Source organism: Pantoea sp. OVA07A, from assembly GCF_019969975.1.
GTDB classification, from domain to species: Bacteria; Pseudomonadota; Gammaproteobacteria; order Enterobacterales; family Enterobacteriaceae; genus Pantoea; species Pantoea agglomerans.
This window is the reverse complement of sequence record NZ_JAHXYM010000009.1, coordinates 37,765-58,845: the sequence shown is the minus strand read 5'-3', so window position 1 is coordinate 58,845 and position 21,081 is coordinate 37,765. Positions and strand designations below refer to the sequence as shown.

At 54.4% G+C, this 21,081-nt stretch carries 23 protein-coding genes; 13 read left to right on the top strand and 10 right to left on the bottom strand.

All coding sequences use genetic code 11. From position 1 onward, the window contains the following. Positions 1-17: 17 nt before the first annotated feature. Complete coding sequence (gene rfaD / locus LC417_RS21170) at positions 18-950, bottom strand: ADP-glyceromanno-heptose 6-epimerase (RefSeq protein ID WP_010258257.1); 933 nt, start codon at positions 948-950, stop codon at positions 18-20. 230 nt (positions 951-1,180) lie between these two features. On the opposite strand from rfaD, the gene LC417_RS21165 reads away from it, so the two are divergent. Together LC417_RS21165 and tdh are read left to right on the top strand one after the other, a co-directional pair. Then, positions 1,181-2,377 (top strand): glycine C-acetyltransferase, encoded by a 1,197-nt coding sequence (locus LC417_RS21165; protein ID WP_061704418.1) that lies wholly within the window; start codon positions 1,181-1,183, stop codon positions 2,375-2,377. A 10-nt stretch (positions 2,378-2,387) separates the two neighbouring features. Then, positions 2,388-3,416 (top strand): L-threonine 3-dehydrogenase, encoded by a 1,029-nt coding sequence (gene tdh / locus LC417_RS21160; protein WP_223566325.1) that lies wholly within the window; start codon positions 2,388-2,390, stop codon positions 3,414-3,416. Positions 3,417-3,444: 28 nt separating this feature from the next. Here the strand turns inward: tdh and LC417_RS21155 are convergent, their stop codons facing one another. From LC417_RS21155 to envC, 4 genes are all read right to left on the bottom strand, one after another. Then, positions 3,445-4,356: a hypothetical protein gene (locus LC417_RS21155; protein WP_223566324.1), complete on the bottom strand. Its 912-nt coding sequence runs from the start codon at positions 4,354-4,356 to the stop codon at positions 3,445-3,447. Continuing rightward, positions 4,349-5,578 carry a glycosyltransferase gene (locus LC417_RS21150; RefSeq protein WP_010258244.1) on the bottom strand — a complete coding sequence of 410 codons (1,230 nt, stop codon included), beginning with the start codon at positions 5,576-5,578 and terminating at the stop codon, positions 4,349-4,351. Before LC417_RS21150 ends, LC417_RS21155 begins: the two co-directional genes overlap by 8 nt. 104 nt (positions 5,579-5,682) lie before the next feature. Then, on the bottom strand, positions 5,683-6,585 hold the full coding sequence (locus LC417_RS21145) for a divergent polysaccharide deacetylase family protein (protein ID WP_223566323.1): 903 nt from the start codon (positions 6,583-6,585) through the stop codon (positions 5,683-5,685). A 3-nt stretch (positions 6,586-6,588) separates the two neighbouring features. After that, positions 6,589-7,890 carry a murein hydrolase activator EnvC gene (gene envC, locus LC417_RS21140; RefSeq protein WP_029519509.1) on the bottom strand — a complete coding sequence of 434 codons (1,302 nt, stop codon included), beginning with the start codon at positions 7,888-7,890 and terminating at the stop codon, positions 6,589-6,591. A gap of 252 nt (positions 7,891-8,142) precedes the next feature. Between envC and LC417_RS21135 the strand changes: the two genes are divergently transcribed. From LC417_RS21135 to cysE, 5 genes are all read left to right on the top strand, one after another. Beyond that, the gene (locus LC417_RS21135) at positions 8,143-8,574 is read left to right on the top strand and encodes a rhodanese-like domain-containing protein (protein WP_010258234.1); all 432 of its coding nucleotides are present in this window, start codon (positions 8,143-8,145) and stop codon (positions 8,572-8,574) included. Between the two features lie 19 nt (positions 8,575-8,593). After that, positions 8,594-8,848 carry a glutaredoxin 3 gene (gene grxC / locus LC417_RS21130; protein ID WP_010258231.1) on the top strand — a complete coding sequence of 85 codons (255 nt, stop codon included), beginning with the start codon at positions 8,594-8,596 and terminating at the stop codon, positions 8,846-8,848. A 38-nt stretch (positions 8,849-8,886) separates the two neighbouring features. Continuing rightward, positions 8,887-9,357 (top strand): protein-export chaperone SecB, encoded by a 471-nt coding sequence (gene secB / locus LC417_RS21125; RefSeq protein WP_010258229.1) that lies wholly within the window; start codon positions 8,887-8,889, stop codon positions 9,355-9,357. Next, complete coding sequence (gpsA, locus tag LC417_RS21120) at positions 9,357-10,373, top strand: NAD(P)H-dependent glycerol-3-phosphate dehydrogenase (RefSeq protein ID WP_181955368.1); 1,017 nt, start codon at positions 9,357-9,359, stop codon at positions 10,371-10,373. The genes secB and gpsA overlap by 1 nt, the downstream gene beginning before the upstream one ends. Before the next feature lie 68 nt (positions 10,374-10,441). Further along, a complete protein-coding gene (cysE, locus tag LC417_RS21115; protein WP_010258225.1) occupies positions 10,442-11,263 on the top strand; it encodes a serine O-acetyltransferase in 822 nt (273 codons plus the stop codon). Here the strand turns inward: cysE and trmL are convergent. From trmL to cpxR, 3 genes are read right to left on the bottom strand one after another with little or no spacing between them, the layout of a single operon-like run. Continuing rightward, positions 11,260-11,733, bottom strand: coding sequence for a tRNA (uridine(34)/cytosine(34)/5-carboxymethylaminomethyluridine(34)-2'-O)-methyltransferase TrmL (gene trmL, locus LC417_RS21110; RefSeq protein ID WP_010258223.1), 474 nt, complete (start codon positions 11,731-11,733; stop codon positions 11,260-11,262). The genes cysE and trmL overlap by 4 nt on opposite strands. Before the next feature lie 35 nt (positions 11,734-11,768). Next, complete coding sequence (gene cpxA, locus LC417_RS21105; protein ID WP_010258221.1) at positions 11,769-13,148, bottom strand: envelope stress sensor histidine kinase CpxA; 1,380 nt, start codon at positions 13,146-13,148, stop codon at positions 11,769-11,771. Then, entirely contained in the window at positions 13,145-13,843 is a 699-nt protein-coding gene (gene cpxR, locus LC417_RS21100) for an envelope stress response regulator transcription factor CpxR (protein ID WP_009088062.1), read from the bottom strand. Before cpxR ends, cpxA begins: the two co-directional genes overlap by 4 nt. 148 nt (positions 13,844-13,991) lie before the next feature. On the opposite strand from cpxR, the gene cpxP reads away from it, so the two are divergent. From cpxP to LC417_RS21070, 6 genes are all read left to right on the top strand, one after another. Beyond that, complete coding sequence (gene cpxP / locus LC417_RS21095) at positions 13,992-14,501, top strand: cell-envelope stress modulator CpxP (RefSeq protein WP_223566322.1); 510 nt, start codon at positions 13,992-13,994, stop codon at positions 14,499-14,501. 455 nt (positions 14,502-14,956) lie between these two features. After that, positions 14,957-15,112 (top strand): general stress protein, encoded by a 156-nt coding sequence (locus tag LC417_RS21090; RefSeq protein WP_010258211.1) that lies wholly within the window; start codon positions 14,957-14,959, stop codon positions 15,110-15,112. A 239-nt stretch (positions 15,113-15,351) separates the two neighbouring features. Next, on the top strand, positions 15,352-16,254 hold the full coding sequence (fieF, locus tag LC417_RS21085; RefSeq protein WP_223566321.1) for a CDF family cation-efflux transporter FieF: 903 nt from the start codon (positions 15,352-15,354) through the stop codon (positions 16,252-16,254). Between the two features lie 207 nt (positions 16,255-16,461). Further along, positions 16,462-17,424 carry a 6-phosphofructokinase gene (pfkA, locus tag LC417_RS21080; protein WP_003851263.1) on the top strand — a complete coding sequence of 321 codons (963 nt, stop codon included), beginning with the start codon at positions 16,462-16,464 and terminating at the stop codon, positions 17,422-17,424. Between the two features lie 143 nt (positions 17,425-17,567). Then, positions 17,568-18,557, top strand: a complete 990-nt coding sequence (locus tag LC417_RS21075; RefSeq protein ID WP_010258203.1) for a sulfate ABC transporter substrate-binding protein — start codon at positions 17,568-17,570, stop codon at positions 18,555-18,557. 162 nt (positions 18,558-18,719) lie between these two features. Next, positions 18,720-19,493: a CDP-diacylglycerol diphosphatase gene (locus LC417_RS21070; RefSeq protein ID WP_010672077.1), complete on the top strand. Its 774-nt coding sequence runs from the start codon at positions 18,720-18,722 to the stop codon at positions 19,491-19,493. A gap of 27 nt (positions 19,494-19,520) precedes the next feature. On the opposite strand, the gene tpiA is transcribed toward LC417_RS21070, so the two are convergent. Further along, positions 19,521-20,288 carry a triose-phosphate isomerase gene (gene tpiA, locus LC417_RS21065; protein WP_010258199.1) on the bottom strand — a complete coding sequence of 256 codons (768 nt, stop codon included), beginning with the start codon at positions 20,286-20,288 and terminating at the stop codon, positions 19,521-19,523. A gap of 120 nt (positions 20,289-20,408) precedes the next feature. Continuing rightward, on the bottom strand, positions 20,409-20,999 hold the full coding sequence (locus tag LC417_RS21060; protein WP_223566320.1) for a DUF1454 family protein: 591 nt from the start codon (positions 20,997-20,999) through the stop codon (positions 20,409-20,411). Positions 21,000-21,081: the final 82 nt, after the last annotated feature.

Genomic DNA, 21,081 nt, shown 5'->3' with positions numbered 1-21,081 from the left:
CGCCGGAGCAGCTTCCTTTATGCGTTACGGTTCAGCCAGACCATATAGTCAGCGACGCCCTGCGCCACCGTTTTAAATGGCTTGTCGTAGCCGGCGGCACGCAGCTTAGTGAGATCGGCCTGAGTATAGGCCTGGTACCGTCCTTTGAGTTTTTCCGGGAACGGGATGTACTCGATCTGACCTTTCTGGTGGAACTTCAGTACTGCGTCAGCCACTTCCTGGAAGGACTCGGCGCGGCCTGTGCCACAGTTGTAAATCCCGGAGACGCCATTTTCCCAGCACCACAGGTTCACTTCCGCAACATCATCAACGTGGATGAAATCACGTTTAAAGCCGTCGCTGCCTTCAAACAGTTTTGGATTTTCATCGTTGCTGATCTGCGTGTTCAGATGGAAGGCCACGCTTGCCATGCTGCCCTTGTGGCCTTCACGCGGTCCATAGACGTTGAAATAGCGGAAGCCGCATACCGGCGAGTTCGCTTCCGGCAGCATCTGACGGACGTAATGGTCGAACAGCATCTTAGAGTAGCCATAAACATTAAGCGGCTGCTCATACTGACGCTCTTCAATGAAATTCTCGTTGCGTCCGCCGTAGGTCGCTGCGGAAGAGGCGTAGAGGAACGGGATCTCGCGCTCAAGACAGAAGTGCAGCAGCTCTTTGGAGTACTGATAGTTGTTCTCCATCATGTACTTGCCATCCCACTCGGTGGTGGAGGAGCAGGCGCCCTGATGGAACACCGCTTCGATCGGGCCTAAATCATCGCCCGCCATCACGCTCATCAGGAACTCTTCTTTGTCCATGTAATCGACGATATCCAGGTCGACTAAATTGGCAAACTTGGTGCCATCCTTCAGATTATCCACCACCAGAATGTCGGTGTGACCGCGATCGTTCAGCGCTTTGACGATGTTGCTGCCAATCATTCCTGCGCCGCCAGTTACGATAATCATGTTGTTACCTTCAACGTTGTGGGGTGAAACAGGAGGTTTCACACACGAATACCTCACATCATAACATTTCATCAGGGTGCAGACAGCCAGATGACTCTGTAACGCTTTGTGCGTACATCCTTGCGGCGTGAACTATGCTGCAAAAATGACATTCTGTTGGGCGATTTATCGTGAAGAAGCGGCCTGTTCAGTAAGATATGCCAGATTTTTGCCATCTGAGGAGAGCAATGATGCCTGCGCAATTTTATCAACAACTTCGTCAGCAACTTGATGATGCACGTCAGGAAGGACTGTTTAAACAGGAGCGGATCATCACCTCTGCCCAGCAGACGGAGATCGCGGTTGGCGATAACCCGGCGGTGATTAACTTCTGTGCCAATAACTACTTAGGTTTAGCGAACCATCCGGCGCTGATTCAGGCGGCGAAAGAGGGGATGGATTCGCATGGTTTTGGTATGGCGTCGGTGCGCTTTATTTGCGGCACGCAGGATAGTCATAAGCAGCTGGAAAAGCGGCTGGCAGACTTTCTCGGCATGGAGGATGCCATTCTTTACTCCTCCTGTTTCGATGCCAATGGCGGCCTGTTTGAAACCCTGCTTGATGCGCAGGATGCCGTCATCTCTGATGCGCTGAACCACGCTTCCATTATCGATGGCGTCCGGCTGTGCAAAGCGCAGCGTTACCGCTATGCCAATAACGATATGGCGCAGCTGCGCGCCTGCTTGCAGGAAGCGCGCGCTAAAGGCGCGCGTCATATTCTGATCGCCACCGATGGGGTCTTCTCAATGGATGGGGTAATTGCGAATCTGCCCGCTATCTGCGATCTGGCCGACGAGTTCTCTGCGCTGGTGATGGTGGATGATTCCCATGCGGTGGGCTTTGTCGGGAACGCCGGACGCGGAACCCATGAATATTGCGATGTGATGGGCCGGGTCGACATCATTACCGGCACGCTGGGTAAAGCGCTGGGTGGCGCCTCCGGTGGCTACACCGCAGCAAAAGCAGAAGTGGTGGAGTGGCTGCGCCAGCGTTCCCGTCCCTATCTGTTCTCTAACTCGCTGGCCCCGGCCATTGTTGCCGCCTCGCTGCGGGTGCTGGATCTGCTCAGCGAAGGCGACGGGCTGCGTCAGCGTCTGTGGGACAACGCCCGTTACTTTCGGGAGCAGATGACGGCGGCGGGCTTTACGCTGGCGGGAGCCGATCACGCCATTATCCCGGTGATGCTGGGTGAAGCCAGCGTCGCCCAGGAGTTCGCCCGCCTGCTGCAACAGGAAGGCATCTACGTTACCGGCTTCTTCTATCCGGTGGTGCCAAAAGGTCAGGCACGCATTCGCACCCAAATCTCTGCGGCGCATACCCAGCAACAGCTGGAACGTGCGGTGGCGGCCTTTACCCGTATCGGCAAACAACTGGGCGTTATCGCCTGAGGAGTCCGTCATGAAAGCACTCGCCAAACTGAAGAAGGAAACGGGCATCTGGATGGTGATCGATGCGCCGGTTCCGGAGCCGGGCCACAACGATTTGCTGATTAAGATTCGCAAAACCGCTATCTGCGGTACCGATGTCCATATCTACAACTGGGATGACTGGTCGCGCAAAACCATTCCGGTACCGATGATTGTCGGTCATGAATATGTGGGGGAAGTGGTTGCGATAGGACAGGAAGTGAAAGGCTTTACGATTGGCGATCGGGTCTCGGGCGAAGGGCACATCACCTGCGGACATTGCCGTAATTGCCGTGCCGGGCGAACGCATTTATGCCGTAACACAATGGGTGTAGGCGTTAACCGCCAGGGCTGCTTTGCGGAGTATCTGGTTATCCCGGCCTTCAATGCGTTCAAAATTCCCGACAACATTTCCGATGAGCTGGCGGCAATCTTTGATCCGTTCGGCAACGCCGTGCATACCGCGCTATCGTTCGATCTGGTGGGTGAGGATGTGCTGATATCCGGCGCGGGTCCTATCGGCATCATGGCCGCCGCGGTCTGTCGCCATGTCGGCGCACGTAACGTGGTGATCACAGACATCAATGAGTATCGTCTGGCACTGGCGCGCAAAATGGGCGTCACGCGCGCGGTCAATGTGGCGAATGAGGATCTGCGAGACGTGATGCACTCGCTGGGCATGACGGAGGGATTCGATGTCGGACTGGAGATGTCTGGTGCACCGCCTGCCTTCCGTTCATTGCTGGAGGTAATGAATCACGGAGGGCGGATTGCACTGCTGGGCATCCCGCCGGGTGAAATGGCGATCGACTGGAATCAGGTGATCTTCAAAGGGCTTTTTATCAAGGGCATTTATGGCCGGGAGATGTTTGAAACCTGGTATAAAATGGCGGCGCTGATCCAGTCCGGGCTTGATTTAACGCCGGTTATTACCCATCACTATGGAATCGACGATTTCCAGCAGGGCTTTGATGAGATGCGTTCTGGACGCTCGGGAAAGGTGATACTGAGCTGGGATTAAAACAACGGCCGCCAGGGCGGCCGCATGATTAGCTTTGTTTTTTCTCTTCATCGGTCAGGTAGCGCACTTTGCGCGTGTAGTCCTGGCCTTTAAAGTTCAGCGGTTGTTGCGGATCGGCGAGGTATTTTTGCCATTCCGACAGCGGAAAGCCGCCATGTGCGCCTACCACTTCAGGCGGGATCACCGCCGACTGACCGCCAATTTTCTTTGAGACCGGCCAGTTAGCCCATTCGCCCAGATTGACGGTTTTAATATCCAGCATGTCCAGCAACACCGCGAGCGGCAGCTGGTCAGTAGGCGGCTGGCTGTCGTTCATTAAATTCCATGTATCATTAAACAGCGTCAGCCACAGCGGCGAAATGCGCTGCCAGACTTCACGGGTGGCAGCCAGGTAAGCCCCATTCACGTGATCCACCAGCCAGGGCCGGATACTGTGCGGGTAGTAGGCGGGAATCGCCTCTTCCGGCGCATCAGCCAGCTTGGCAATCATTTTCCCCTGACGAAAACTGGAATAGAGATGGCCGGGCTTCATCATAATCTCGGGCATCTTAAGCAGATTGAGGTCGGAATCGATCATCAGAATACCGTCGCCTTTAGCCTGTAAGGGCGCCTGCAATTTAATCAAACGACTGCGATAGATCTGCTTGTAGCGATAACTCTCTTCCCGATGCGGGACATCCAGCGTTGCCACGCGGGTTTTTACTGGCAGGCTGCCAAAGGCGTGAGCCGGCTGATCGCTGACAATCACGATCTCTTCAGCCTCTGTCGCAAAGCGCGCCGCAAAATCGGCACTGAGCAGGGCTTCTTCGATATAGTCCGCGCCGGTGCAGGGGATCACGACAGAAGTGACCGGTACAGTGCCCTGAACCTCTTTATGCGAATAAGGCAGGTTATGATTCGCCCTGATATGGCGATAACGGGGATTTAAAAAATTAAGCATGAGGTTTCTTTTTCACGACGCTTTGCAAAATATTCTCGACGCCGCTGATATAAGTTTCAATAGCGTACTGTTCACGTACGCGTTTCGCTGCCGCATTGATCAGGCGTTGACGTAAATCCGCATCCTGCCACAGCGCGGTCAGATGCTGGGTCAGTTGCACCACGTTGCCATAGTCAAACAGCAGCCCGGTTTCGTCATGACTGATCAATTCGGCAGTGCCGACCACGCGGGATCCCACTACGGCGGTATTCACCAGCATCGCCTCCAGCACAACCCTTGGTAAGCCCTCACTGCGTGAGGCAAGAATAAACGCATCAAAGGCGGTGAGGTAATCCAGCGCGTTGTTCTGAAAGCCCGTAAAGACCACATGCTGCTGGATGTTCTCTGCGGTAGCGAGTTGCAGCAGATGCTGAAGTTCCGGACCCGCTCCGACCACCACCATCTTCCAGTCGGCATCGGGATTAGCGCGTTTAAAACGGCCCAGTGCCTGCAGAATATGGTGATTAGATTTACGCAATATCAGCGAGCCGATCGTGCCAAACACAAAGGTCGAAGGGGAGAGTTTAAAGCGCTGGCGTACTTCAAGGCGGTCGGGCAGAGGCTGGTGGATGTCGATAGCGTTATTGACGGTAAAACAGCGTTCCGCATCAACACCGTGGCTGCGCAGGGTGTTATTCACGCCCTGTGACACGGCAATGATCGCCTGGCAATCCTGATTGACCATGCTGACCAGCCGCGGTTCCAGAACCGGATCGATACGGCAGTGTTGCACTACCGCAACATCCAGGCTGCGCGCCGCCAGATAACCTTCCACATTGGTGCTGGGCTGGTTATTCATATAGAGCGTGTCAAACTTTCCCAGCTGCAGCAGTGAATTGATTTTGCTGGCATTGGGCATAATGCGCCAGTGAGTATCAATCTGATCGATGGCGCGCTTCTTGAGCTTTTTATTAAAAAACAGCAGTGCCCGCGCGACTTCTTTAACAAACTTTGCCCAGCGTGGCTGCCTGATTTGCGGAATAAAAAAGACCGGGATAGCCAGCGCATTCAGCGTGGCCTCAATGGTTTCGTCGTTGCCACGGCTGTAGTTGTGATAGAAGCAGCAGGTGATATCAAACTTTTGACGATCGATACGCTTCAACAGCTCCAGCATACTGTTGGTGCCGCCGCCCCACTCTCTGCCGTTATCCAGCAGCAGGATTTTTTGTTTAATAATCGTCATCCCTATCACTGTTCCCGCACAGCACGTTATCGCCCGACCCAGGATTATAGTAATTTCTGCGTATAAATGAACGCTAAGCTGAACACTTAGCATTCATAGCAAATTCAGAACAGATTTTTTAGCGTGTTAAACAGCGGACTGTTATTCACGCTTTCCGCTATTACCGCTAAGGCTCGGGTGGCAGGAACCGGCGCCAGCGGCTGTTTCGGTTTACACAGGTCTGCAGGCTGGAAGCGCGGTGTCACCGGTTTTGCCGGCGCCACAGGCGGCCGTGAGCCGCTGTGCAGTGATTCGTTCAGCAGCTGACTGGGACGAACCAGCGTAACGTCGGCTGGCAATGTGGGTAACATCTGCTGCAGCACCCGCACGGTGTTAGGGTGGGGATGACCAATGGCAATGGCGTAACCGTCGCGCTGCGCCAGTTTCACCGCCCGACTGAACTGCTGGCGGATGGCATTAATATCCTGGCTGTCATCCAGAAATACCCGGCGTTTTAATACCCTGACCTGGGTGCCCTGTGCGGCAGGAACAGCCTGACTGTTAGCGATGGTCATGCTATCCAGAAAGTAGAGATTGTAGTGGTTCAGCGCCTGCATCACTTTCTGCATGCCGGGCAGGCTGGAGGTCATCCTGCTGCCCATATGGTTGTTCAGACCTACGGCATAAGGCACGTTGTTAACCGCATTGCGCATGATGCGGGTAACTTCTTCGCTGCTCATCTCCGGCGTTAAGGTATCTTTTTCCAGCGGCTGCTTGCTCAGCGGCGCCATGGGCAGATGGATCAACACTTCGTGACCACTCTGGTGCGCTTTGGTGGCCATTTCACGGGCATGTGGCGCGTTGGGCAAAACCGCCACTGAAATGGCCTGCGGCATCTGCAGGACCTTGTTCTCTTCGGCAGGGCGATAGCCTACGTCATCGATGACAATGGCCAGTTTGCCCGCCTGCGCAGCGTAGCTCAACAGCAGGGCGCTCAACAGAACGGGGATTTTTCGAAGTTGCAGCAAAACCTATTTTCCTAACCACGGGAGTGGATTGACGGCCTGTCCCTGACGTCGGATTTCAAAATAGAGCGACGGAGTACCGCGGCCACCACTGGTGCCCACCAGTGCGATAGGCTGTCCTGCCTTCACCTGCGTACCCACGCTCACCAGCGCACTTTGGTTGTAGCCATACAGGCTCATATCGCCTTTACCATGTTCCAGCACGACCACCAGGCCGTAGCCCTGTAACCAGTCGGCCATCAGCACGCGGCCATCGGCGATAGCTTTCACCTCGGTACCTTCGCGCGCATCAATCACCAGTCCTTTCCAGCGCAGTTCACCCTGCAGCTGTTCACCAAAACGATGTTCAATGCGTCCGCGTACCGGCCACAAGGCCTGCCCGCCCGCGCGACCGAGTCCACCGGTGCGCGCCACCAGTTCGCGTTCGCTCTGGGTCGGCTGATAGCTGGAGCCTTTGGCTTTCGCCTGCGCCTGACGCTGACGCACTTTTTCCGCCTCACGCGCTTCACGGGCGGCGCGCTCGCGCGCCTCGCGTTCCGCACGGGCGATCTTATCCTGCAGACGGCTTTCGTTCTGACGCATCTCGACCAGATCGGCCTGATCTTTTTCCAGCGCGCTTTCCAGTGTCGTCAGGGTTTTTTTCCGCGCTTCGCTCGCCTGTTGCAGCTTCTGCTGCTGGCCCTGCTGCTGCGCTAATAAGCCTTTCTGCTGCTGTTGCTTCTGCTCCAGCGTGGCGCGTTGCTGAGCCAAATCCTGACGCGTCTGTTGCAGCGATTCGATACTTTTCTGGCGCGCCGCATTCAGATAGCCGAAATAGGCCAGAATACGCTCGCTGCGCTGGCTCTCTTCACCGCCCATCAACAGCTGTACACCGTTGTGCTTACCCTGACGAAACGCCGCATCAAGCTGCTCTGAAAGCAGGTTTTCCTGTTGGGTTTGCTGTTTTTCAAGGCGGGCGATGGAGGTGGCAAGCTGTTTGATTTCGTCATTCAGGGCGTTGAGGCTATTGCGGGTGTCACGCAACTGACGGCTCGCCTGAGCGATGATTTTTTCCTGGCTCTGCAACTGATCCAGTAATTTGCTGCGCTGAAGCTTTTGCGCTTTAACGCTTTTCTCTTTTTCAGCGATGTTTTGCTGAATAGATTGCAGCTGAGATTTGCTGTCTTCTGCACTAACGGCGGCGGCAGGCAATAACAGTGCCCCCGCACAAAGCAGGCTAAGGGAGAGGCTGGACAAGTGTGTGAACAACGGCAGGTTATCGCCGTTGGGACGGGTCCTTGTGTGCGAAACGGTTGTTTTTCCCTTCATAGGCCAATGATTATTCCACGATGAACCGCCGCTTACCAGTGCTCCCCACTGGCATTTGCTTTTCCAGTTATGTCCACTTTCACAATGACATGGATTAAGCCTTACGCCATTTTTGCTATTCAGCCACTTTTTTTGGAAAATGAAGCACAAATCGATACTCTGGCCGCATAGCATCTGTACATGCGAAGTGGCGCAGGTATACTCAGAACCCTTGTTTTAGCTTATTAGCCCGGTCTGGAGTCGTTACCCCTCATGCAAGAAATTATGCAGTTTGCAAGCAATCACCCCATCCTGAGTCTGGCATGGGTCGTTTTACTCGTTCTGGTGATTGTGACTACCGTTAAAGGAATGTTCTCTAAGGTAAAAACGATCAGTCGCGGTGAAGCAACCCGCCTGATTAACAAAGAGGACGCGGTAGTTGTAGACGTGCGTTCGCGCGACGATTTCCGCAGAGGCCATATTTCAGGTGCGCTGAATGTCGCAGCCGCTGAGATTAAAAAAGGCAACATTGACGAACTGGCAAAGCATAAAGCGCAGCCCATAATTGTGGTGTGTGCAACCGGACAAAGCGCGGGTGATTCTGCTGCGCATCTCAGCGCGGCCGGCTTTGAGCGGGTTTCAGTGCTGAAAGATGGTATCAGTGGCTGGAGCGGCGAAAATCTGCCGTTAGTTCGCGGCAAATAATCTTACAGAGGTGCTGATCATGGCAAATGTTGAAGTGTATACCAAGGCGACCTGTCCATACTGCCATCGGGCGAAGGCGCTGTTAACGCAAAAAGGCGTATCGTTTCAGGAGATCCCCATTGATGGAGACATGGCGAAACGCGAAGAGATGATCAAGCGTAGCGGCCGCACCACCGTGCCTCAGATTTTTATTGATGCGCAGCACATTGGTGGCTGCGACGACTTATTCGCACTCGATAATCGCGAAGGTTTAGATCCCTTACTGCAGGCGTAATTTTACGCCGGACAATCTCATACATAGGATTTGGTCACATGTCAGAACATAACACCAACGAAATGCAATTCCAGATTCAGCGCGTATTCACCAAAGACATCTCTTTTGAAGCGCCAAATGCACCACAGGTTTTCCAGAAAGAGTGGGAACCGGACGTTAAACTGGATCTGGACACTGCATCTTCTCAGCTGGCTGACGAAGTTTACGAAGTGGTACTTCGTGTGACTGTAACCGCCACCGTGGGCGAAGAAACCGCTTTCCTGTGTGAAGTTCAGCAGGCCGGTATTTTCACCATCAGCGGTATCGAAGGAACGCAGATGGCACATTGCCTGGGCGCATACTGCCCGAACATCCTGTTCCCGTACGCACGCGAATGCATTACCAGCCTGGTATCACGTGGTACCTTCCCGCAGCTGAACCTGGCACCGGTTAACTTTGATGCGCTGTTCATGAACTACCTGCAGCAGCAGCAAGGTGAAGAAGGTGCTGAACCACATCAGGATGCCTGATGACAACTCACGCTTCGATTAGCGTCATCGGTGCCGGTTCATACGGCACCGCTTTGGCGATTACGCTGGCCCGCAACGGCCATCCGGTGCTGTTGTGGGGACATAACCCGGCGCATCTGGCGCAGCTTCAGAGTGACCGTTGCAACACCGCTTTCCTGCCTGATGTCCCGTTCCCCGACCATCTTTCTCTTGAACCTGATCTGACTAAAGCTATTGCTGCCAGCCGCGATTTATTAGTTGTGGTGCCGAGTCATGTCTTTGGCGAGGTGCTGCAGCAGATCAAGCCTCATCTGCGGTCAGACTCGCGTATTGTCTGGGCGACCAAAGGGCTGGAAAAAGAGACCGGACGTCTGCTGCAGGATGTGGCGCGGGAAATTGTCGGCGATGCTATTCCGCTGGCCGTGATCTCAGGACCGACCTTTGCGAAAGAGCTGGCAGCCGGATTACCGACGGCTATCGCGCTGGCCGCAACGGATGCGCAGTTTGCTGAGGATCTGCAGCAGAAGCTGCACTGCGGTAAGAGCTTCCGCGTTTATAACAACCCTGACTTCATCGGCGTACAGCTGGGCGGCGCGGTAAAAAACGTGATTGCTATCGGTGCCGGGATCTCTGACGGGATTGGTTTTGGCGCGAATGCACGTACCGCACTGATCACCCGTGGTCTGGCTGAAATGAGCCGGCTGGGCGCCGCGCTGGGTGCCGATCCCACCACCTTTATGGGGATGGCGGGTCTGGGCGATCTGGTGCTGACCTGTACCGATAATCAGTCACGTAACCGTCGTTTTGGCATGATGCTGGGCCAGGGCGAGGATGTAGATAGCGCGCAACGCATTATCGGACAAGTTGTAGAAGGCTACAGAAACACCAAAGAAGTCAAAGCATTGGCTGCCCGTTTTGGTGTGGAAATGCCGATCACCGAGCAGATTTATCAGGTGCTGTATTGCGAAAAACCGGCGAGAGATGCAGCATTGAGTCTGCTGGGACGAACAAGGAAGGACGAAAACAGCACTGGCTAACGCAGGACGCGTAGCATAATCACCTGCAGCGCCCATTCAGGCGCTTTTTTTATCGGGAGAAAACAGCAATGTCGTCTGATGAGTTAGAACTGGTCTGGAATAATATCAAAGCAGAAGCGCGCGCCCTGGCTGATTGTGAGCCGATGCTGGCCAGCTTCTTCCACGCGACATTGCTCAAGCATGAAAATCTCGGTAGTGCACTGAGTTATATGCTGGCCAACAAGCTGGCTAACCCGATTATGCCCGCCATCGCCATTCGTGAAATCGTTGAAGAAGCCTACCGTGAAGATCCGTCGATGATTATGTCAGCGGCGTACGATATTCAGGCGGTGCGTCAGCGTGACCCGGCAGTCGATAAATACTCCACGCCGCTGCTCTACCTCAAAGGTTTTCACGCCTTACAGGCCTACCGCATTGGTCACTGGCTGTGGAATGAAGGCCGGCGCGCGCTGGCGGTTTATCTGCAGAATGAAATTTCCGTCTCCTTTGCCGTCGATATTCATCCCGCCGCCAACATCGGCCACGGCATCATGCTCGACCATGCCACAGGCATTGTGATTGGTGAAACCGCCGTGGTTGAGAATGATGTCTCGATCCTGCAATCGGTTACGCTGGGCGGAACCGGCAAAACCAGCGGCGATCGTCACCCGAAAATCCGTGAAGGGGTGATGATTGGTGCCGGTGCGAAAGTCCTGGGCAATATTGAAGTTGGCAAGGGAGCCAAAATCGGTGCCGGATCCGTAGTGTTACAGCCCGTGCCGCCGCACACCACTGCAGCAGGCGTACCCGCGCGAATCGTTGGTAAGCCAGGCAGTGAAAAGCCGTCGATGGATATGGATCAGCACTTTAATGGCAGCCTGGCGGGTTTTCAGTTTGGCGACGGCATCTAGTCTTTAATCAGCGCGCCCGCATAATCAAGCTGGCGCCACGCTTCATAGACCACCACCGAGACGGCGTTCGACAAATTCATACTGCGGCTTTCCGCTTTCATCGGGATACGGATTTTCTGCTGAGCCGGTAACGCCGCTAAGATCTCAGCCGGAAGTCCACGGCTCTCCGGGCCAAACAGCAGATAATCGCCAGCCTGGTACGCTACGGCACTGTGTGCGGGCGTACCTTTGGTCGTCAGCGCAAACAGACGCTCAGGCGACTCTGAGGCGATAAACGCCTGATAGTCGGCGTGGAATTTAATGGCAGTAAATTCGTGGTAATCCAGCCCGGCGCGGCGTAAACGCTTGTCATCCCAGGCAAAACCAAGCGGCTGAATCAGATGAAGCTGAAAGCCAGTATTGGCACACAGGCGGATGATATTGCCGGTATTCGGCGGAATTTCTGGTTCAAACAAGACAATGTTAAGCATAAGGCCCCCGATGACAGGGGCCGAAGCATAACAAATTATTGACGAGCGGAGGAGTAGAGCGGCAACCAGAGGGTCAGACGCAGGCCGCCCAATGGGCTGTCATCCGCTTTAACCCAGCCGCGATGTTGCTGCACTGCCGTTTCAACAATCGCCAGGCCAAGACCGGTGCCGCCTGATTCGCGATCGCGTGCTTCATCGGTACGGTAGAAAGGCCGGAAAATCTGTTCACGATCTTCCGGACTCACGCCTGGACCATCGTCATCAACGTGTACCGTGATGCCGGAAATATCGACGGAGAAGCTGACGCTGATATGGGTGTGGGAATAGCGCAGCGCATTGCGTACGATATTTTCCAGCGCACTCTCCAGCGCATGGGGATTACCATAAAGCGGCCACGGGCCAGGCGGATAGGGAATATCCATCTTCTTGCCCATCTGCTCCGCTTCGAAGCGGGCATCTTCCAGCACCCCATTCCACAACTGATTCGCCTTCATCGCTTCGCTGACCAGCGCATTTTTATGCTGGGTGCGCGACAGCACCAGCAGATCGTTAATCATGCCATCAAGACGCTGTGCTTCCATCTCAATGCGGCCCAGCTCTTTGCCTTCACCCTGGCGCCGACGCAGCAGCGCGGTAGCCAGTTGCAGACGGGTGAGCGGGGTACGAAGCTCATGGCTGATATCTGATAACAGACGTTGCTGACCGGTCATCATCCGCTCCAGCGCACTGACCATCTGGTTAAAGCTGGAACCCGCCGCCAGAAACTCCTGTGGGCCCGATTCCAGTTCCGGATGCTGACGCAGGTTTCCGCTTGCGACTTCGTCGGCAGCATATTTCAGCTTACGTGCCGGACGAGCCAGGCTCCAGGCGAGCCAGAGCAGCAGCGGGGAGCTGATGAGCATGGTGACGATAAGCAGTAACAGGGGACGGTCAAACAGCAGATTCACGAAATCGAGCTGGGAACTGTTGGCGGGACGAATCATGTAAAGCTGGTAGTTATCTTCGCCATCCCGAACGGCGAAAGGCCCTACCAGCTCAACACGACCATATTTCTTTTTCTGCGGATGATCGGCATTGTCAGACTGGCCGATAAAATTGCGGATAACCTGCATTTCGTTATGTTGCGCGCCGATCACCCGACCTTCACTCGTCACTAACAGCAGCCGCTGACCCGGCGGTGCCCACTTTTCCACTGCCCGAAACAGACGACGCCACCACATCAGATCGTTAGGGGGATCCTGTGACAGCTCTGCTTCGACGTGTTGCTCAATCATGATGCCCTGCCGCTGTTCACTTTCCAGCAGCGAGGTCATCTGTCGTGAATCGAGCTTGGGCACCATTAGCACCAGCATCAACACCAGCGCCAGCGTCAACCAGAAGATGGCGAAGATACGGGTGGTCAGACTTCCAATCATGATGCCGAAACCATCAGATAGCCGCGGCCACGTAAAGTTTTGAACCAGGGATGACCGTCACGGCGTTCAGGCAGCTTGCGACGCAGATTGGAGATATGCATATCAATAGCGCGGTCAAAAGGCGTCAGGCGTTTGCCCAGCACTTCCTGACTCAGGTGCTCACGCGACACCACCTGGCCCAGATGCTGCGCCAGCAGATAGAGCAGGGTGAACTCCGTGCCGGTCAAATCCAGCGTCACATCATCAAAACTGGCCTCCTGACGGCCGGGATTGAGACGCAGGCAGTCCACTTCCAGCGTGGGCGAGCTATTATCGTGTTGCTGCTGCTGTTCACTCCAGTTTGAGCGCCGCAGAATAGCGCGGATACGCGCCACCAGTTCACGATCGTTAAACGGCTTAGGCAGATAGTCATCTGCGCCCAGTTCGAGGCCCAGTACGCGATCCAGCTCGCTGCCGCGCGCCGTTAGCATGATGACGGGGGTTTGATGTTGCTGACGCAGTTCTTTCAGGGTGTCGATACCGTTTTTCTTCGGCATCATGACATCCAGTAAAAGCAGATCAATTGAGTTATCGAGCAGGTTCAGCGCTTGTTCACCATCGCTGGCTACCACCACTTCAAACCCTTCCATTTCTAACAGTTCTTTTAAAAGCGAAGTTAATTCGCGATCGTCATCTACCAACAGGATTTTATTCATTTTTGTAGCCCTCCGCAGGCAAAATACCGTGTTCCTGGCGCACCTATCCATCGCTTTACGTAGTTTTACACCCCCTGACGGATGTTTGCAGCTGTCGCCGTACACTGGCTCTCGTTGAATCGCAAAACGGAACAAACTGGAGTACACGATGCGCAAATTAACCGCCGTCGTCCTTGCCTCAGCGATGGCTCTGAGTGTCGCCAGCGCAGGTGCTAAAGATGCGACGACGATTGACGAGATGCATCATGGCGGATTGCCGACAGGCAGTATGACGCAAAATCCGCAAAGCCACATGTTCGATGGCATCGAGCTGACTGAAGAGCAACGTCAGCAGATGCGTGACCTGATGCAACAGGCCCGACATGAGCGCCCGGTTGTCCATATTGACGATATCGCAGCACTACATGAGTTAGTGACTGCAGACCAGTTTAACGAAGCGGCCATCCGCGAGAAGGCGGAAGTGATCGCCAGAGTTCAGGTTGAACAGCAGGTCGAGATGGCGCGCGTACAGAATCAAATGTTCCAGCTGTTAACGCCAGCCCAGCAGTCGACGTTACAGCAGAATTACCAGCGGCGACTTAATGAGCTGCGACAGTTTTCGAATTTGCAGTCAGCGTCATCGCTGCAGGCAGTGAGTAGTACCAGCAGTAACCAGTAACATAGTATCCCTGTTTTCCTTGCCATAGACACATCCCTGTCTTCCCCCGCCATGATGGTGGGGGTTTTTTTTATCTTTTTTTCACTTTTTTTATTTTGACTGGAATCATCACCCCGCAATAAAACCCCTGTTTGATTAGCGCTTGTTGAGCTTTTATGGGTAAGCCTCACCGATTCCTTACTATTCAGGTCATGACTTAAATTTAAGCGTACCGGTAAGGGTTTTACCGCCTGTTAAATATTATAACTCACTGAAAGTGAATGAATTACAGGCAGGCATAGAAAGATTTAATTATATTTTTCAATGAGATAAATCCCCCGCGTTACGCTTGCCGGTTCAGGCGCACCCTCTACACTTAATCCTGTCACTGCAGGGAAGTTAAGTGTCTTTGCGAAGTCTCAGGGAGCAGCAACCACATTATGTAGTCCTGAATGAATCTATTAACGGAGTAAGTTATGGCAGAGCATCGTGGTGGTTCAGGTAATTTCGCAGATAATCCGCAAAAAGCGTCTGAAGCCGGTAAGAAAGGCGGCCAGAGTAGCGGCGGCGGAAATTTCAAAAACGATCGTGAAAAAGCATCAGAAGCCGGGAAAAAAGGCGGCAAAAAGTAGTCGCCGCCCCTTTCTCAGCCCAGACCTGGGCCTGAATGTGGCCTGGTACTGATGTGTATGACACTTTGCCCCGACCTCCCACAGAGGCCGGGGCTTGTTTTTTTGTACCTGTCGCGCCTTCCCAAAAAAGCCTGATCCGTTGATCGACCCGCTAAGCAGTGCCCGCCTCCCGATGTTAAACTTGAGCCATTCATTCATTTTGGTGCGCATCATCACTGATGCCGCACAGGGAACCTGGCATGCAACCCTCTTATGGCCGACTGGTAAAGCGTGCTGCGCTCGGCGCGACCATTCTTGCGTCTTTGCTGTTGCTCGTGAAAATTTTTGCCTGGTGGTACACCGGTTCGGTGAGTTTACTGGCCTCTCTGGTGGATTCACTGGTGGATATCGCCGCCTCGCTGACCAATCTGCTGGTGGTGCGTTATGCTCTGCAGCCCGCTGACGAAGATCATACTTTCGGGCACGGCAAAGCGGAGTCGCTGGCAGCGCTGGCGCAAAGTATGTTTATTTCCGGGTCGGCGCTGTTTCTGTTTCTGACCGGCCTGCAGCATCTGGCGACGCCCAATGAGTTGCGGGCGCCCGGCGTCGGTATTGTAGTGACCGTGGTGGCGCTGAGCTCAACGCTGGTGCTGGTGGCCTTTCAGCGCTGGGTGGTTCGTAAAACCCGCAGCCAGGCGATCCGGGCTGACATGCTGCACTATCAGTCCGACGTCATCATGAATGGCGCTATTTTGGTTGCGCTGGTGCTGAGCAGCTATGGCTTTGCCCGGGCGGATGCCCTGTTTGCGCTGGGCATTGGTATTTTTATTCTCTACAGCGCACTGCGTATGGGCTACGAGGCGGTTCAGTCATTGCTGGATCGCGCGTTACCGGAAGAGGAACGGCAGCAAATCCTGACGCTTGCGACAAACTGGCCGCAGGTGCAGGGCGTTCACGATCTGCGAACCCGTCAGTCCGGGCCGACCAAATTTATTCAGCTGCATCTGGAACTGGAAGATCAGCTGCCACTGGTGCAGGCGCATCGGGTAGCCGATCAGGTTGAGAAGGCGTTACGCAAAGAATTTCCCGGCTCAGACGTAATTATCCATCAGGATCCCTGTTCTGTGGTACCGTTCGAGAGAGAGGATTCTTTAGGTTTTTAACTTAAATGAATCAAATCGATACGGCAGGGATGACGTAACGCTAACATTGCTGCAAAAAATAGTGAAAAGTTGTCTGACCTGAATCAATTCAGCAGCAAGCCTTTGATATACTATCTGCCATCACGTGTCGCGCGAGTCGTAAAATGAGCTTCAGCAGCGATCGACAGGCAGGATTAACCCTTAGTTTTGAACAATCCAGAGGTTGTCATGATCAAAAAAATTGGTGTATTAACCAGCGGCGGTGACGCCCCAGGCATGAACGCAGCTATTCGTGGCGTGGTGCGTTCCGCGCTGAGTGAAGGACTGGAAGTTTTTGGGATCTATGACGGTTACCTGGGATTGTACGAAGATCGCATGATCAATCTTGATCGCTACAGCGTTTCAGACATGATTAACCGCGGCGGCACTTTCCTGGGCTCAGCACGCTTCCCTGAATTCCGTAATGAAGATGTGCGTCAGGTTGCCATTGAGAACATGAAAAAGCGCGGCATTGATGCGCTGGTTGTTATTGGTGGTGACGGTTCCTACATGGGGGCTAAGCGCCTGACTGAAATGGGCTTCCCGTGCATTGGTCTGCCAGGCACCATCGATAACGACGTTGCCGGAACGGATTACACTATCGGTTATTTCACTGCACTGGAAACCGTGGTTGAAGCGATTGACCGCCTGCGTGATACCTCTTCATCGCATCAGCGTATTTCGATTGTGGAAGTGATGGGTCGCTACTGTGGCGATCTGACACTGGCAGCCGCCATTGCGGGTGGCTGTGAGTTCATCGTACTGCCGGAGTTCCCGTATACCCGTGAAGAGCTGGTAGCGGAAATCAAAGCGGGCATCGCCAAAGGTAAAAAGCACGCTATCGTGGCGATTACCGAGCACATCTGCGATATCGACGATCTGGCGCGTTTCATCGAAACAGAAACCAAGCGTGAAACCCGTTCTACCGTTCTGGGCCACATTCAGCGTGGCGGTGCACCTTGTGCGTATGACCGTATTCTGGCCTCACGCATGGGGGCCTACTCTATTGAACTGCTGATGCAGGGCTACGGCGGCCGTTGCGTCGGTATTCAGAACGAGAAGATGGTGCATCACGACATCGTCGACGCCATTGAAAATATGAAGCGTCCGTTCAAACGCGACTGGCTCGACACCGCGAAAAAACTCTATTAATTCCTCTGCGGGGTGTGCGACCTGGCGCGCCCCGGCATCCCGCCTCTATATTCCCCATGGTTATAACAGCTTATTTTTAATTCTTTTAGCTCTGTATTGGTTTATGTCACGCTTAGCCCATAACGACATTGGGAGAGTGCGTAATGAACAAGTGGAGTATCGGCGTTACCCTGTTGCTGGCCTCAACCAGCGTTCTGGCGAAAGACATTCAGCTGTTAAACGTTTCCTACGATCCAACGCGTGAGCTGTACGAACAGTACAACAAAGCGTTCAGTGCGCACTACAAACAGGAAACCGGCGATAATGTCGTGGTCCGTCAGTCGCATGGCGGTTCCGGTAAGCAGGCAACCTCCGTGATTAACGGCATTCGGGCGGATGTAGTCACACTGGCGTTGCAATCGGATGTTGATGCCATTGCAGAACGCGGTCGTATTGATAAAAACTGGATTCAGCGTCTGCCGGACAACTCTGCGCCCTACACCTCGACCATTGTCTTCCTGGTTCGTAAAGATAACCCTAAAGGCATCCATGACTGGAGCGACCTGACGAAGCCAGGCGTATCTGTTATTACCCCTAACCCGAAAACGTCCGGCGGCGCACGCTGGAACTATCTGGCGGCCTGGGGCTGGGCGCTGGATCATAACAACGGCGATCAGGCTAAAGCGCTGGCTTACGTCAGAGCGCTGTTTAAAAACGTTGAAGTGCAGGATTCCGGCGCACGCGGCGCAACCAACACCTTCGTTGAGCGCGGGATTGGTGATGTGCTGATCGCCTGGGAAAACGAAGCCTATCTGGCGGTTAACAAGCTGGGCAAAGACAAGTTCGAGATTGTCACTCCGAGCGAATCGATTCTGGCGGAACCGACCGTGTCGGTGGTCGATAAAGTGGTAGATGAAAAGGGGACGCGTAAAGTCGCCGACGCTTATCTGAAATACCTCTACTCGCCAGAAGGCCAGACTATCGCTGCACAGAACTACTACCGTCCGCGTGATGCTGAAGTCGCGAAGAAATTCGCCAGCACCTTTGCGCCAGTGAAGCTGTTTACCATTCAGGACAAGTTTGGTGGCTGGACACAGGCTCAGAAAGCCCACTTCGCCGATGGCGGCAGCTATGACCAGGTCATGAAACCGTAATGCGTTGCGGTCAGCGCATTCCTGCGCTGACCGCTTATCCCCCACAACCACGCCTTTTCTCCTTCTCCGCCCAGCCGCTGGGTTATCTGCCAGAATTCCCCGTGACATTTTTTTCTCGCCAGGCGAGGATGCAGGCTGCTAAGCCATTCAGGAAGCGTTGTTATGCCGACACATCGTCGTGCAACCCGCCTGGTTGCGGTTCTGCTGGTACTGGTCATTGCGGGGATGTTGGCTGCCGCACTGCATTTCAAAAAGAACAGTGATGCGCTGTGGCAGATCGTCAGCGAGAAATGTCTGCCTCACCAGCAGAGTGGTGGAGAACCTGCGCCCTGTCAGCGCGTCGATCAGCGGCATCGCTATGCCATGCTGAAAGATATGCACGGGCCGTTGCAGTATCTGCTGATCCCGCTCGACAGGATCACCGGCATCGAAAGCCCGCGGTTACTGCAATCCGCTACGCCCAACTACTTTGCCCTTGCATGGGATGAGCGGACTCTGCTTGCGCAGCGACGCGGCTCACCTATTGATGATCGGGTCCTGTCACTGGCTATCAATTCACAATATGGCCGCACGCAGAATCAGCTCCATATTCATATCTCCTGCCTGCGACCCGATGTGCGTCAGCAGCTTGATCAGCTGACGCCGCAGCTTAGCGGGCGGTGGCAGAGCATCACGCTGCGTAAGCACCGCTACTGGCTGCGTGCATTGACCCCGGACGAGCTGACCCGGCAGAGTGCGTTTATCCGACTGGCCGATGAGCGGCCAGAGGCGCGCAGTGAGATGGGGAAATATGGGCTGGCACTGGCTGAATTAAGTGATGGACGACTGGTGCTGATGGCGATAGAGCGAAACTGGCTGCTGCTGAACAGCGGTTCGGCGGAGGAGGTACAGGATCACGCCTGTCAGCTGATAGCGCCCATAAAAAAGGCGGCTTAAGCCGCCTTTAATCGGTACGTTTACTGCTTAGGCGCTTTTTGCAGCCGCAGCAGCTTTAACGATCACAGCGAAAGCGTCCGCTTTCAGTGAGGCACCGCCAACCAGCGCGCCATCGATGTCAGGCTGGGTGAAGAGCTCAGCCGCATTTTTATCGTTAACTGAGCCGCCGTACTGGATGATGACCTGTTCTGCGATAGCCGCATCTTTCTTCGCGATATGGTCACGAATGAATTTGTGAACGGCCTGAGCCTGAGCAGGGGTGGCAGATTTGCCGGTACCGATGGCCCAGACTGGCTCATACGCGATGACCGCATCTTTAAACGCTTCGGCGCCCTGAGTTTCCAGAACGGCATCCAGCTGACGAGCGCAGACTTCTTCGGTTTTACCCGCTTCGTTTTCCGCTTCGGTTTCACCAATGCACAGCACCGGTACCAGGCCCACTGACTTCAGCACCGCGTATTTCTTCGCGATGAATTCGTCGCTCTCTTTGTGGTAAGTGCGGCGCTCTGAGTGACCGATAATGATATATTTCGCGCCGATATCTTTCAGCATCTCTGCGGAAACTTCACCGGTAAACGCACCAGACAGGTTAACGTCTACGTTCTGCGCACCCAGTGCGATGTGGCTACCGGAGATGGCGTGTTTTGCCTGCTCGAGATAGAGAGCTGGCGGTGCAATGGCGACGCCACAACCCTCAACGCCAGACAGTTCCTTGCGCAGACCGGCGATCAGTTCAGCTGTGATCTGCTTGCTGCCATTCAACTTCCAGTTACCCATAACCAGTGGATGTCGCATTCTATCCTCCGCATAAAGCGATACATGAAAAATCGCTGCCAGCTGGCAGCGTTGTCTGCCAGACAGTATAGAGATCAAATGTAGCGATGGCTTTGCTTTTCGTCATTTTCGGCCTCATCATCAGGGGCTGGCGAGCGCCAGTTTGACCGGCTCAACGGCGAAGGTCAGCCCCTTGTCGCCGTTGTCAGCCACCACAAAACGCAACGCGCCCTCGACCTGCGCAAAGTAGGGTAAATCCTTACCTTGCTTCAGCAAACCCTCCAGCTTTTTACGTCCCTCATCGGCGCTCAGTCCCGGTACAAAGAAGCGCAACATGGCGCTCATGTAGGCCAGCGCTTTTTGCTGTGAGGCGTTCTGATCCGGACCTGGCAACGGTAGCCAGGTAATCTGCAGCGTCTTAATTTTGCCGGTACCGGGCTCCAGCGCGGTAGACGCATAGAGAGTTTCATTGATTTTGCTGGCGGCGCGCGTCAGGGTGCTTTTGTCACCCCGATTATCAATGGCGCGATATTCCGGCAGCATCAGCGCCCCGTTGGCCTGATTATACTTTTCGCGGAACTGGCCGATAGTCATATCAAAGGTGGGAGCGCCCGCCAGCAGATAGGGGGCGGTGGGCAACGCATCGGCCCGATCCTGCGGTGGCGGATCGGCGGCAAAGACCGGAACCGTCAGCGCAAACGATAACAGCAGTGCGCCAGGCAAATTCTTCATTTTGTCGATCCTAACCCGTAAACTCAGGCGCAAATTAAAACGGTTTTTATCCGCAAGGTCAAAACCGCAGCGGTTCTCTTCT